The 13,690-nt window shown below is 72.3% G+C and carries 8 protein-coding genes; all 8 read right to left on the minus strand.

Annotation, left to right across the window (positions count from 1 at the left end; genetic code table 11):
- Positions 1-26: 26 nt before the first annotated feature.
- Entirely contained in the window at positions 27-1,253 is a 1,227-nt protein-coding gene (locus ACFV6I_RS08225; RefSeq protein WP_063350428.1) for a TIGR02679 family protein, read from the minus strand.
- Positions 1,250-5,335 (minus strand): TIGR02680 family protein, encoded by a 4,086-nt coding sequence (locus ACFV6I_RS08230; protein ID WP_380423942.1) that lies wholly within the window; start codon positions 5,333-5,335, stop codon positions 1,250-1,252. The genes ACFV6I_RS08225 and ACFV6I_RS08230 overlap by 4 nt, the downstream gene beginning before the upstream one ends.
- Before the next feature lie 16 nt (positions 5,336-5,351).
- Positions 5,352-6,566 (minus strand): TIGR02678 family protein, encoded by a 1,215-nt coding sequence (locus tag ACFV6I_RS08235; RefSeq protein ID WP_063350426.1) that lies wholly within the window; start codon positions 6,564-6,566, stop codon positions 5,352-5,354.
- Positions 6,567-6,585: 19 nt separating this feature from the next.
- A complete protein-coding gene (locus ACFV6I_RS08240) occupies positions 6,586-8,100 on the minus strand; it encodes a TIGR02677 family protein (protein ID WP_380423947.1) in 1,515 nt (504 codons plus the stop codon).
- Positions 8,101-8,175: 75 nt separating this feature from the next.
- Positions 8,176-9,564, minus strand: coding sequence for an AAA family ATPase (locus tag ACFV6I_RS08245; protein WP_380423943.1), 1,389 nt, complete (start codon positions 9,562-9,564; stop codon positions 8,176-8,178).
- A complete protein-coding gene (locus ACFV6I_RS08250) occupies positions 9,561-11,060 on the minus strand; it encodes a hypothetical protein (protein ID WP_380337295.1) in 1,500 nt (499 codons plus the stop codon). Before ACFV6I_RS08250 ends, ACFV6I_RS08245 begins: the two co-directional genes overlap by 4 nt.
- On the minus strand, positions 11,057-12,175 hold the full coding sequence (locus tag ACFV6I_RS08255; RefSeq protein ID WP_380423944.1) for a hypothetical protein: 1,119 nt from the start codon (positions 12,173-12,175) through the stop codon (positions 11,057-11,059). Before ACFV6I_RS08255 ends, ACFV6I_RS08250 begins: the two co-directional genes overlap by 4 nt.
- A gap of 66 nt (positions 12,176-12,241) precedes the next feature.
- Positions 12,242-13,090: a hypothetical protein gene (locus tag ACFV6I_RS08260; RefSeq protein WP_380423945.1), complete on the minus strand. Its 849-nt coding sequence runs from the start codon at positions 13,088-13,090 to the stop codon at positions 12,242-12,244.
- Positions 13,091-13,690: the final 600 nt, after the last annotated feature.

Below are 13,690 nucleotides of genomic sequence, written 5' to 3' on the forward strand. Positions count from 1 at the left end.
CTCGGCCCGTCGGACGGGCTGTCATTCTATCCGTGTCGGTGGTCTGCCAAATCGTCGAGGAGAAGGTCGGCGACCACCTCTTCGACCACTGCGGTGCGCAGTTCGGCCATGGAGTCGACGAGCGTCCGGTCCCATGGAGCGGGCGTGAGGCGACCCGGATCGGGGCCCAGGGGAACCCGCGACACCGCGGCCCGGTAGTCGTCGGCTGCCATCCGCCAGGGGACGGCTCCGGTCTTGGCGAGGACGTGCGCCGCGATGCGGATGCCCTCGCCGTCGAAGTCGCCGTGGTAGCGCAGGGACGCGCCGTCGTCGGCGAGTCGGCGCAGCAGGTGGATCACGGCGGTGTTGGGCCAGCCCGAGGTGCAGACCAGCGGCGGGCAGTGGGGGCCGAAGCGGCGCAGGCTCAGGGCGAGCACGCTGGGGTTCTCGGTGATGTGCACGGGTCCGGTGGGACCGGTGAATTCGCCGGGTGAGCGCAGTTGGGCGAGGGTGAGGCTGACGGGGTGGCCCGCTCCGGCGCAGATCCGGGAGATCTCGGCCACCGGGCCCTCTCCCCCGGGGCGGAGACCGACGGCGAGCACGGTGGCCGACAGCTCGTCGTCGGCCACGCCGGCTCGACTCCACAGTGCGCGCCGCCCTTCGGCCGTTTCGGGCATGTCAGTGCCGTACAGCACCGCCAGTGCCCGCAGGACCAGGGAGGAGAGCCGGGTCCCGTCGTCCAGGGCGTGGGAGTCGCCGTCGAGGAGGCGCGCGGCGAGGACCGGTAGTGGCTCACCACCGGCCGGGAACGCGGCGAGGACGGTCAGCGCCGCGGCGATGAGGCCCCGGGTCCGCTCGGGTGAGCCGTCGACGAGGCCGCCGGCCCGCAGGTGGCCGACCCAGTCCAGCAGGGCCGGCTGGACGGTGACCACCTCGTGGCCGGCCAACCACGCCCACAGGGCCTCGCGTTGGCCGGTCCTGTGGTGGCGCTCGGCGGCCCGGTCGTGGATCGGGCCGAGGATCGCGGTCACCACGTCCCGGACGGGTCGGCCGCAGGCGTCCAGCACGGCACTGTCGAGCCCGGCGAGAGGGATCGTCGGTTCGGCGCCGGGGAGCCGGTCGAGTCCGAGGAGGTCGGCCAGTGCCTCCCGGCCCGCCTCGTCGAGTGGTCCGGACCGTACCCGGCTGACGGGGCGACCGGTCGAGAGACGGCCGTGAACGGCCGACCACAGGGGTCGGAGCTCGGGGAGGTCGAGGGGGTGGCGGTCCGTCATGCCTGTTCTTCCGTGTCGGCTTCGTCGGGCAACAGGTCGGTGCCCGTCCAGGTGAAACGGGCACTGGTGACGGCGTCGTCGCCGTCACCTCCGGTGATCAACTGGTGGACGGCGATGCCGGAGAGCTCCCGGTAGGTGCACCATTCGTGGTCCGAGGTGAGCACCAGGTCGAGGTCGAGTGCCGCGAGGAGGCCGAAGACCTGCCCGCGGTTGACGGTGTCGACGCCGACGAAGACCTCGTCGAGCAGGATCAGCCGCGGAGACTCCGGCACCGCCTCGTAATGGGCGGCCACGGCGGCGAACAGCGGCAGGTGGAGGGCGATGGCCTTCTCACCGCCCGAGAGCGCGCCGTGGAGCTTCTTGGTGAGCAGCTGCCACCCGGAGCCGTTGGCGCGGTCCAGTTTGACGACGAACTGGTGCCAGGCCGTGTAGTCGAGGACCTCGGCGAGCTGCTCCTCCCAGGTCGCCGCCGTGTTGCGGGTCTTCGCTTCCTCGATACGGCCCCGGAAGAAGGCGTGGAGGGCCTCACGGTCGGCTTCGGTGATCCGCGCCGGGTCCTTGAGCAGCAGCTCACGGGCCGTCCGGGTACCGGCGGGCAGGTCGGGGTGGATCTGCCACACCAGACGGACGGCCACCCGTGAGGCAGTGCGGATCCCTTCGAGGTGACCGTTCATCCGCTCGACGAGTTCACCGGCCTGACGGATCCGGGAGGCGAGGTGGCGGCGCGTGTCGCCGGTGAGGGTCCGGTCGAAGAGGCCGCGTTCGGCTGCGGTGATGTCGTCCTGACCGCGGTCACGCTCACCGGTGAGGATGGCGAGGAGGCCGGTCGCGCCGACCCGGATGCCGTCGACGGTGGCGGTGAGGACCTGGACGTCCTCCTCCGCTTCGAGCTCGAGGTCGGCGCGGCTGCTGAGGCTCTGGCGGGCTCGGTGGACGGCCTCGGAGAGACGGTTCAGGGAGTCACCGAGGTTCCTGGCGTTGTGCGGCAGGTTGGGCCACGCGGCAGCGGTCTCGCGCGCCGCTTCGAGGGTGGCACGGGTGCCGTCCGCGGAGGTGAGGACGAGCCCGAGGCCCGCGTCCTCGGGGAATCCGAGGACGCACAGGCGCCGGAAGCCATGGGCGGCCTCGTTTCGGGCCTCGACGGCCCTGTCGTGCAGGGCCTCGTCCTGGGCCGCGGTGGCGCCGAGCGCGCCGATGCGGCCTTCGAGCGTGAGAAGTGCCTGGGTGCCGGATTCTAGGTCGCGGCGAACGCGGTCGAGGGACTTCCGGAAGTCACTGATGCGGGCGGCCACTTCGCGGTAGTCCTCACCGACGGTGCTCTCGACCGCCCGGAGCGTGGAGCGGAGCCCACGGGCGGCGGCCTCGGCAGTCTCGGCCTCCGCCAGGCCCTCGGTCGCAGCCCCCCTCGATGCCTCGGCATGGCCGCGCGCGGAGTGCCAGGCGTGGTCGGCGGCTGTCCAGGCGAGATGGGCGTCGAGCCAGACGTCGGCCTGTTCGCGCAGCGCTTCGACGGCCGCAGCGGTCTTGTCCAGGGCGGCGCGTTCGGTCGGCAGGGCATGCTCGGCGGAGGCGACGGCGAGAACGCGCAGCGCTTCCGCGACCGCCTTCTCCTGCCGCGCGAGCTGTTCGACGGCCTCCCGCACGGCGTCCTCCCGAGCGCCCACCTCGGACTCGGCCCGGTCCCAGACGCCCTTGGCCTCCTCCACGTCCCGGTGGTGCGGCCGGGAGCGGAGGTCGGCTTCGAGGCGCGTCCGGCGGTCGGCGAGGGCGTGCAGCCGCGTCTCGTAGCCGACGACGGCGGTGTCGGCCTCAGCCAGTTCGGTGGTGAGTTCCGCGATCCGCCGCTGCCTGGCGCGTTCCCGGGCCGCGGCGCCGATGTGGCTGGACTCCTCCTTGGCCCAGGAGCCGACCGCCATCGCCAGCCGCCAGCTTCCGTCGGCGCCCACGACGGCCGGGTGGTCCGTCGTCAGTGCGGGGCCGTAGGCGATACCGGCAAGCAGCCGCCGCACCCGGGCGGGCGACACCGGGCCGTCGGGTTCCGGAGCCAGGACGTCGAGCAGCGAGGGGCCCGGTGCGGGCGTGGCCGCTGCCGGATCGGCCAGGACGTCGTGCCCTGCGACGACGAGACCGCCGTCGGGGGTCATCCAGGCGTCGAGCAGGCCGGCCGCCTCGAGGGCCGCTTCGACGCCGGCCTGATCGGCGGGCGGAACGTCCGGCCGGAAGGCCAGCAGACGCCACAGTGGGGCCCCAGGCAGGACCGACCGGTCGGCCGTGCGAGTCCGTGGTGGCACCGGCGGGAGATCGGCCGCGGCCGCGATGCGTTCCAGTTCCCGGAGGACCCGGTCACGCCCGGCGCAGGCGTCGTCCCGGCCGGCGCGGGCGGTCGTCTCGTCGGCGGTGATGGAGCTCTCCGCCGCCCGGGCCGCGGCCTCGACCAACACGAGGACATCAGTCTCGACGGCGGCACGGGACGCGAGTTCCTCGGCGTCGTCGATCGAGAGTTCCACGCAGTCCTCCCTCGCCCAACGACGCAACAGGACGGCGTGGGCGTCGACGGCGGCCTGGTAGGCGCGGGCGTTCCCCTCGCGCTTCGCGGTCGCCCCGGTCAGTCGTTCGCGCGCCGAATCGAGGTGCTGCTCCGCCGTCGTCCGGCCCGCGAGGGACCGCTCGTGGCGCTCGACGGCGGCTCGGACGTCGGCGATCTGGTGGTGCCGCGAGACGACCGCGCCGCGCAGCAGACGGCGCGCCGTACGCCCCTGCTCCTCGTTCTCTCCCGACGGACCCGGTGCGGTGCCGAGCACCGTCTGCACCTCGGCGCAGACGGACTCCATGGCTGCTCGCCGCGCCGCGCCGCGTGCCTCCTCGCGAGCGGCCCGGGTGTGTTCGGCCCGCTGTTCGGAACGCAGCCGCGCATCGTCGGCACGCCCCGCGTCCTCGTCGGCCGCCCGAACCTTCCGGTCGGCGGCGGTACGGGCCCGGGCGGCGGTCTGGTCGGCCTGCTCGCTCCTACGACGGAGCTGGTCGAGCTCCTGCCCCTGCCGGTAGACCTCGGAGTCAAGCAGCCCCTCGATGGCGCCCTCGATCTCCTGCCGCCCGTGTTCGAGTTCCTGTTGCGTCCGGTTGCTCTCGTCGCGCTCACGCACGGCTCCCGCGTGTGCCTCCCCGCTTTCCCTCGCGATGCGGGCGAGGTTGTCCATCTCGGTCGTCGCGGAGATGAGACCGGCCGCTCCGGCACGCAGGACGCGCTGGGCGTAGCCGCGTTGCTGGTTCGCGACGGCGGTGGCCGCGGCCACCTCGTCGTCCAGTGTCTTCAGGTGCTCGCGCTGGCGGTCGAGGCGCTCGAAACCCTCGGCCAGTTCGGTGATCTCGCCCTGGCCGAGCGGGGGCAGCGCCCGCGAGAGCAGGGAGGACAGCAGCGACGGATCCAGGCGCTCCGAGAGCTTGGGGGTGCGGAGCTGGAGCAGCGCGGTGATCAGGGCGTCGAAGCGCTGCTCGCTCAGCCCCGGGAAGAGCGTGCTGCGGACCGTGTTGCGGTAGTCGGTGGGTGACCCGTGCAACTCGCCTTGGCCGTGCAGGGCATCGGCCAGGGCGGCGCGAGTGAGCGGCTGGCCCGCGTCGTTGACCAGGGAGAGACCTCCGGGGCGGTCGACCCGCGCGCCGGTGGTGAAGTAGTCGACGGTGACACCGGTGGTGTGCGTACTGGCCTGGAGCCTGGCGCCGCAGGTGAACCACCCGGGATCGCCGTCACCGCGGACGAACTCCAGCCACACGTACCCGACGCGGGTCTTGCCCGTGGCGCCCTCCCCCATCAGGTTCCAGTGCATGGTGCGCTCGGAACCGCCGAAGGTGGACAGCCGGTTGGGTCGCAGGCTCGCGTCGAACAGGAACGGCAGGAGCACCTCCAGTGCCTTCGACTTGCCGGTGCCGTTCTGCCCCCGCAGGAGCAGCCGGCCCTTGTGGAAGGTGAAGGTCTCGTCGTAGTAGCGCCAGACGTTGAGGATGCCGGCCCTGGCGGGCCGCCATCGCACGGCTGCGGCCGTCGCCGGGGGCACGGGGCTCTGCGGTGGCTGTGTCACGGTCATCGGAGGTCTTCCCTGGTCAGGTTGCGGGACCGTCGGTCACGGTGGTGCGGTACCGGAACGCCGCGGGCCGGGGAACGGTGCGGTCGCCGATCCGGCGGGCCAGGCCGAAGTCGTCGAGGACACGAAGGGCATCGGCCGTGAGCCGCTGGGCACCGTCCTCGGACTGGTAGCCCTTCGCCCACCGCGGGAAGCGCCGCAGCAGCGTGTTCGCCTCGGCCTCGAGCTGTTCCGGTGTCAGCCCGTCCGGGGCGGCCGTCAGCGGTTCCAGCAGGAGCAGGGCGGCGACGCGGGCCGTCGCGGAGTCGTCCGGGAAACGGCTGTCGGTGGCGATGGCCTCCGGGTCCACGAACAGCAGGCCGTCGGCCCGTTCCTCCAGCACGAAGCCACCCTGCTCGGCGGCGCGCTTGACAATCTGGCGCCCCGTCGGCGAGGCCAGGTAGGCCAGTTCGTCGGCGCCGAGTTCGTCGTGGTGCAGGACGGGATCGTCGAGGAGCCGCCGGAGCACCGAGTGCCGGAGCCGGAGGTTGCGCTGCGCGTCGGAGGCGTCGGCCCCGCCGTACCGGCTCTCGCGCACCGTGCCCCGCAGGAGTTCCTCGAAGCGCAGCGGCACGTCCTGCGCCGGAACGGCCAGCCGGGACGGGCCGACGGGCGCGGCGAGCAGGCGCATCAGGACGGTGGCGTCCACTCGGTAGAGGACCTTGGCCTTCGCCGAGTCGACGAAGCTCTCCGTGACGCCGTCCACGGTGAGGAGCGCGCCGTAGGCCTCCAACAGCTTGAGCACGTCCACGAACGCCATGCGCTCGGACTTGCTCGCCGTGTCGAAGGGCGGCAGTGCCTCGTCGGTGGCACAGGCGTGGACGACCCGGTCGGCGAGCAGGCCGACCGTCGTGACCGGCACCGGAAGCAGCTCGGCCGCGACGACGCACAGCAGCGTGTAACGGCGGCGGTCGAACGGGGCCTTGCCGGACCGCAGCCGACGGGCGGGGCGCGAGGCGTCGGGCACCTCCCGGATCTTGAGCAGGCGTGCGTACCCCAGACGCGGCTCCACCACCAGCTGCCAGCCGCAGTTGTAGTCGAACCACTTCGTCAGCGGGTCCTGACGGCGGCGGATCAGCTCGAAGGCGGGCGGGTCACCGCGCTCGGTGATCAGCGGCAGGCCGAGGAGCAGTCTGATTCCTCGGGCTATGTCCTGCCGCTCGGCCAGGACCAGCTGGTTGGCGAGAGTGCTCATGTGCCGCTCCTGGTGGTGTTCATGCGCTGTCCTCCCGGATGACCGCCCGCAGTGCGCTCGGGCTCCGGATCTCCACCAGGTAGTCGGGCCCTTCGAACCGGCCGTGGGAGGTCCGCAGGACGGCCCGTCCGCCCTCGGGAGAAGGCCGGAGCACGATCTCCACGCGGCCGTCCGAGGTGACCGCCCGACGTGCCCCGCCGGCGTCCGGTCGTACGGCCAGCGCCCGGCCGAGGAGGTCGAGCAGCCGCTCGAAGACGGTGTGGTCCAGCACGCGGAGGTCGGAGAGCCGCACCGGGCCGTCGGTTCCCAGGACGTCCCAGGCCGCTTCGAGTTCGGCCCGCTCCTTCCGGGCCCGCTCGGCCCGGGCCGCCTTGATGCCTCCGATGTCGCGCACCTTCCCGGTGCGGGTGAACCGCTCGGTGCGGCCGCTGGTGCGCAGCAGCGCCGAGACCTCCACCGGCGGGGTCTCGGCCCAGCTGCCCGACGACGGCACCGACTCCGGATCGGGGTGCGCGAGATGGGCGTGCCGGGCCGGGCCGAGGCCGAAGGCGGCCGACCACAGGCGGTGCAGGTCGTCCTCGCCGGGCGCGGCGGCGAACCAGCGGGCCAGCTCCCGGAAGTCCTGGACGGCACTGGTGGAGCGGCGCCGTGACTCGGTGATCCGGTCGAGAACCTGGAGGAGCGTCACGATCGCCCGCCGCGCCACGTCGTGCAGTTGCTCCACGCGGGGCCGCGCCCCGTCGGCCGGCCGGAACCAGGACCGGAGCCCCTCCCAGCGCGCCCGGCGCCGCTCCAGCCAAGCCGGCGCGGGATCGCCGTCGGCGACCGGCGGCAGCTCGGCACCCCGCAGCGCCCGCGCGTGCAGCAGGCTCACTCCGCACCGCTCGACGCGCTCGACGGCGGTGGCGACCGCCTGGCCCCGCTGGTCGAGGTTGACGAGGAACTCCTGGAGATAGGCCACCGTCGCGGCCTTCACCTCGCGGAAGGTCGCCAGGTCCACTCCATCGGCGCGCAGCAGGCGCTGCAACTCGCCGTTGAACGCCTTGGTGTTGGCCAGCAGCGCCTCCAGGTGGCCCTCCAGCTCCTGCAGCGTGGTGAAGACCCGACGGTCCGAGGATGTGGAGTCGCCCAGCAGGACGTACAGCTCGTCGAGCCGGTCCGTGATCGCCTCCAGCACCGCCGTCTGGAGCGCCCCCGTCGAGGCGAGCACCGACAGGGCGTGCTCGACCCCGGCGAACGCGGCCTCACCACGCCGGGTCAGCGAGTACTGGAGGTTGCGGCGCTCGTACTCCTCGGCGGTGCGGTAGTTCTCCGCGTGGTTCTGGACGACGTCCAGCAGCTGCCACTCCCTGAGCTTGCGCAGCGCCTCCTGGAGGTCGTCGTCATGGACCGCGTCGAGCCAGCCCACCGTCCGCAGCCGGGTGCGGACCTCGTCCAGCCCGAGCGCGGTCTCCAACCGCTCGTTGGCCGCTCCGAAGGCCTGGAGGATCGCACCGTAGAGTTCGGCCCTCTCCCCCGTCGTGAACCGGAACATCTCCGGCGGCACCCTGCGCAACGGCTCTCCCCTCCTCCCCGTCGGGCGTCACAGTACGTGGACGCACACTGCTTCTCAACGCGGCCCGGACCGGTGCTCAGCGCGTTCCAGGTACGTCATGACCACCTGGTGGGCGCGCCAGCCATCCGGGAACTTGGGTGGGACGTCCAGGTGGATCGGACTGCTTCGGGGGTGCCGGTCGAGGAGGTCGGTGATGCCGGCGCGGGCCACCACGATGCAGGCGAACCGGTGCCGGGAGAGCAGGACGCACAGCCGGCCGGTCTCCATGTGGAAGGCGGAGGCGTCCGGGCGGCCGGAGAGCGGGTGCCAGACCAGGGTCACGTCGAACTCCCGGCCCTGGAGCCGGTTGGCGGTGTCCACGGTGATCTCGGTGAGGCCCCGTTCCGCCAGCCTTGCCCGCACCGCGTCCACCTGGACGGTCCGCGCCGCGCCGATCGCGATCCGGGCCTGCACCAACGGTTCACCGTTGACCAGCGCGCCCCGTTCGAGCAGCCGGGACGCGGTCGAGGCGAGTGCCTCGGCCATCTGGGGGTCGTGGTCGAGGGTGTGACGTCCCGGGAGTTCGAGGTAGCCCCAGCCGGAGTCGGCGGCCCGGGCCAGCACCGGGTCCTCCGCCACCGGCCGATGGGGCAGGCTCCCGTAGGTCAGCACGCGGTCGCTCGCCGTGGTGCCGGACTCGAAGGGGTAGTACGGGTAGAAGGCCTCCGCCACCAGGGGCGCGGCCATCTCGGGCAGCCGCCAGGAGATCGGCAGTTGGTGCCGGAGCAGGTCGGGTTCGTGGGCGAGCGTGACGTCGACGGCGTTGCGCAGCGGATCCCAGCTGAGGCCCTGCCACCGGTCGGTGTCCACGGTCGCGAACGGGTCGAGCTGGCCGGGGTCCCCCACGAACAGCACCTGGGAGTCGGGCGCGTCGAACAGCGGCGCCGCCGCGAGCAGGGCGTCCGAACGCATCTGGTAGGCCTCGTCGATGATCGCCCACCGCCAGGTGCCGGACTTCTCCGCGTCCACGTGCCGCCACTTGGCGGCCGTCGAGACCACGACCGGCAGGTGACGCAGGGCGTCGATCCCGGTGTCGCCGGAGACGTTGGGGCGCCGGGTCACGCGCTCCGGCAGGGCGAAGCCCGTCGCGTGCAGGCGGCCCACCGGAAGTTCCGGGTACTCCCTCGCGATGTTGTCCACCAGGTCGTCGACCTGCTCGTTGGTCTGCGCGACGATCATCACCTGGTTGCCGGCGCCGGTGAGGTGCCCGGCGGCGCGCTTCACCAGGGTGGACTTGCCGGCGCCGGGCGGGGAGTCCACCACCACGCCCCGCCCGGTGGGCCGGTCGAGGTCGGCCAGGATCCCGGCCACCGCACGGTCGGCCCGGACCCCCGGGCCCGTCGCCTCGTCGGCGGGGGTGCGCGCGGCCGGGATCGCCGCCGCCACCGTCGTGGTGTCGTTCACGCCCACTCCTCCTCGGCGTCCTCGTCGGTCGGTTCGTAGGGCACCGGCGGGCCTCCGTGGGTCCACGGGGTGTTCTCCTCGGCGGGCAGTTTCGCCGGCCTCGAGTCGACGCCGAGCGTTGTGTAGGTCACCGTCTCGCCGGTCTCGGCGAGGGTGCCTTCCGGTGCGGGCGGCCTGCGCTTGTTCGCGAAGCCGCCGGAGAGTTCGAGGGTCACCAGGTGGACCTCCTCGTGCGGGGTGAGGTCGATGATCTCGGCCGGCTGCTTCAGGCGGCCGGGCGACTTCACCTTGGTTCCGACGGTGAGCCGTACCGGGCGCTCGCTGCGCACGGTGATCGTCGGACGCCAGCGCGGGGTCCTCTTACCGGGCTCGAACCGGTCCTCGTCCCGGGCGACGACGGTGCCGCTGAACGCTTCTCCGCTCAGCTCGTACTCCGCCATCACCAGCGGGTCGTCGTAGGCCCGCTGGGTCTGGTAGCGGGACGTGTCGTCCTCCAGCAGGCCCAGCCGCCGGGCCGCGCCCACCGCGCGGTCGCGCTTGCCCTGCGGGTGGCCATGCTCCTCCAGGTAGGCCGCGTAGTCGGAGAACCGCCGACGGTCGCTGGTCCACCGTTCCTCGACGTGTCCCCCTTCGGGCAGGGCGCGCGCCAGGCCGACACCCCGCCAGACCAGGTCCCACGTCGGCCGCAACTGCTCGCACAGGGCGCGGTCGATGCGCTCGCCGAACCGCACCCGCACCCGTCCCTCGGCTTCCGCGTGGCGGGTGAGGAGGTCGTCGAGGAGCGCGTCGAACCCGGCGTCCGTGGCAGGTCCAGCAGGCGGCCAGAGCAGCGGGTTCTCGGTCTCCCGGGCGGCTTCCGCCCCCGTACGGCCGTCGGGCGGATCGATCCAGGCGACGACGGCCGCCAGGTGGGAGTCCTCGGCGGAACTCTGGCCGGTCGCCCAGTGCGCGGTGAGCACCCGGCTGACGGCGAGCATGGCACTCGACCCCGGGAACTCCGCCCGACCCTCGAACCACGTCAGCCACTTGCCGAGCTTCGGCACGTCGGGATGAACGGCGTGCGGTCCGTCGGTGCTGCGCAGCCGGGTGAGCCGGCCGAGCCGTCGGAGGTAGGCGATGCCTTCACCGTTGGGGACGAGCAGTTGCGGTGCGCGGCGCGCCTGTTGGCGCTCCTCCGCCTTCTCGCCCTTGCCGACGGTGTAGGTCTCGGCCTCCGCCAAGCACTCCTCGAAGTAGGGAAGCAGAAGGGCCGCCAGCTCCTCCGCGAACCGGAACCGCTGGACCCGGTCCCTGGGCCGGCGGACGGTCAGCAGGGTCGGGTGGTCCGGGTCGGTGCCCGCCAGTGCGGCCAGCGGCGCACAGGCCTCCCCGGCGAGGGTCAGCGGCACCAGGACGAACGGGTGGTCGTCCAGGTGGTGGTGCCGGACCGTGGCCAGGGGCTGGGCCCTGCCGGTCTGGGTCGCGCGGAGCGTCGCGACCGTGGCAAGCATGCTCATGCGGTCTCCTCGGTGCGCAGCCGGAAGAGCCAGTCGGCGGCGATGAGCAGTTCGACGGTCTCGGCGTTCTCCGCGCCGGGCGGCAGACCGCTGTCGAGGTAGGCGAGGGCCGTGCTGGTGGAGTCGATGCCCGCCAGGGCGTTCCGTACGGTGCTGCCCAGCCGGGCGGGGTATCCGTGGGCGTCGGCCTCGTCGCGGCAGTGGTGGGCCATCTCGCAGAAGGAGAGGCAGTCGGGGACGTAGGAGGCGGGCAGCTGCTCCACCGACTCGTGGAGCACAGCCGGGTCCCGGTCGATGTCGAGGGTCGCCGTCGCCGGAAGACCGTGCGCCAGGTCCTCGGCGCGCCGCAACCGGTTCAACTGGAAGTCGAGGGCGGCGAGTTCCTGACGCAGGTCGATTCGGCTGAGGCATGGCCGGTTGGAAAAGTCCTTGGGGCAGACCAGCAGGAAGGTGTCGGCGATCTGCTCCGCATCCAGCCCTGCGGCCGCGAACGCGCGCCGCAACGCCAGCACATGAACGGAGGCCTGCTTCGCGGTCTGGGCGACGGCGGTCGGATCGGCCTGACCGTCGATCACGGGGAACGACCTGATCGCCACGACGTGAAACCTGCCGTCGATCCGGTGGGTCAGGGCATCGGGTTCCAGGTAGGCCAGTCGGCCGGCCACCTCCACGGTGAGCACCGGGCTCTGCAGGATCAACCGCTCCTCGTCACCGGCGGCGATCCGCTCGATGACACCGCGGGTCTCCCGTTCCCGGACTTCGAGCGAGGTGATCCCCCCGACCTCGCCGAGGTCCTGGAGCTTGGCCTCGTCGACCGGTACGCCGAGGTCCTCCCGCAACAGCCGGATCAGTTCGGCGTACGAGCCCCAGCGCACGGTGGCCTTGAAGGCCTCCTCCCGTGCGATGGCGAACGGCGACTGGCCGAAGCGCGGTTCATGGCCCAGCCGCCGGGCCAGAGCGGTCTTGTCGACCCCTGAGGCGTCCAGGACGGACCGCCGGGCACAGGCCGGATTCGCCGTCAGCGCAGTGATCTTACGGGCGGTGTACGCCAACGGCGGCCGCGCGCCGCGAAGTTGAGCCAACCGGTCGGGCGGCTCGGATGAGTGGGAAGGCATGGCCTCTCTTCGTTCCGGGGTGGCGCCGATCTCCTGAGGTTCCGATGCGAATGCGGGACCCCGCGACTACAGGACCCCTCCCCCGCTGCGGAGGGCGTCATGGAGTTCCCTCGCACCGAAAAGCTGCTGCACGTCGCTGAGTTGTTCGCGTGCGCGGCGAGCGGCGTCGATCCGCTCCCGGCTCCCCTCGCCCTGGTGGACCTCCGCCTCGGCTCGCGCGGCGGAGAGCACCCGCTCCGGGTCGGGCCGCAGGGCCTCGCTGTAGGCACCCGGAATCGTGAGCGCGAAGCGGCGCAGCAGCCGCCATGCCGCCTCGGACGGCGGATTGCCCGCGTTGTCGAGGCGCTGGATCTGCTCGGCCGTCCCGATCGCGTGCCGAAGGAAGTCGGCACGCGGGCTGAGCGGAGTGATCAGGCGCTGCTCCAGCGACCAGACCGAGACCGCGAGCAGGCCACGGGCCGCGGTGAGGCGGTCGTGGTTGATCGCAGCGCAGATGTAGTAGGGGCGGGAGTAGCCCTGCGCGGTGAAGGAACGCTCCTCATCACGCCGCAGGGAGGCAAGCTTGGTGGCGACCAGCGACTCGGAGAAGAAGGCCTCGTACACCGAGGAGATGAGCTTCGGCGCGGCGGGCGCGCCGAGGATCGTCAGTGACTGGTAGACCTGCTCGCGCACCGGGACGGCTCCACGGCCGGGCAGACTGGGCGGCCGTTGCTCGTCCCGCACCGGCGGCGTCACGGCAGGCGACCCCTGGAGGGACTCCTCCGCGTCCAGTGCGGCTTCCCACTTCGCTTCAACCTCACGTAGTTCCTTGCGGATCCGCGCGCCAGCGGTCGAATCGCCGGCACGTCGCGACTCCCTCAGTCGGGCACGCAGAGCCGTGAGGCACTGTTCGAGTTCCTCCACTGATGCGGCCATGCTCCCAGGCTAGTGCATGGTCCATCATTTTCCAAGAACAACCAAGATCACCCAAGGAACTTACCCAAGCTTTTCCAAAGCCGTGCGCTATCATCGTCGCCAGGCACCGGTCGCTCCATGGCGGCGAGGCGTGGTGCCACCGCCGCCAGAAGGAGAAGCATGGTCAAAGGCACACATGGACGGGGTACCGGTGGCCCCGCGTCCACTGCATCGGCGAACCCGCCGGGCGGCAGCGCACCCGGGCGCCCGTCCCGCTGGCTGGCTCCGACGGCCATGACCGCTACGACCGCGGGCCCGACGGTGGCGGGTCTCCTGGGCAACACGACCATCGCCGTCATCTCTGCCGCGCCGGGCTTGGCAGTTGGCCTGCTGTTCTTCTTCGGGGTGGTCTGCCCGGCCGTATGGTCGAGGAAGCCCCAGCGCAGGCGAGCGGCCCTCAATGCGATGAACGCACTCATCGGCCGCAGCCCGTTGACCACACCCGAGCCGCCGTAGGCCGTGGAGTTGAGGTTCCCCCGAGGTGCGGAAGGTTGCCGGACATGGCCTGATTGGCCGTGAGAAGGGAGCCTCTGTCATGGCTGCACCGATGAAGTACCCGCC

It is taken from the genome of Kitasatospora sp. NPDC059803 (assembly GCF_042732255.1).
Taxonomy (GTDB): Bacteria; Actinomycetota; Actinomycetes; order Streptomycetales; family Streptomycetaceae; genus Kitasatospora.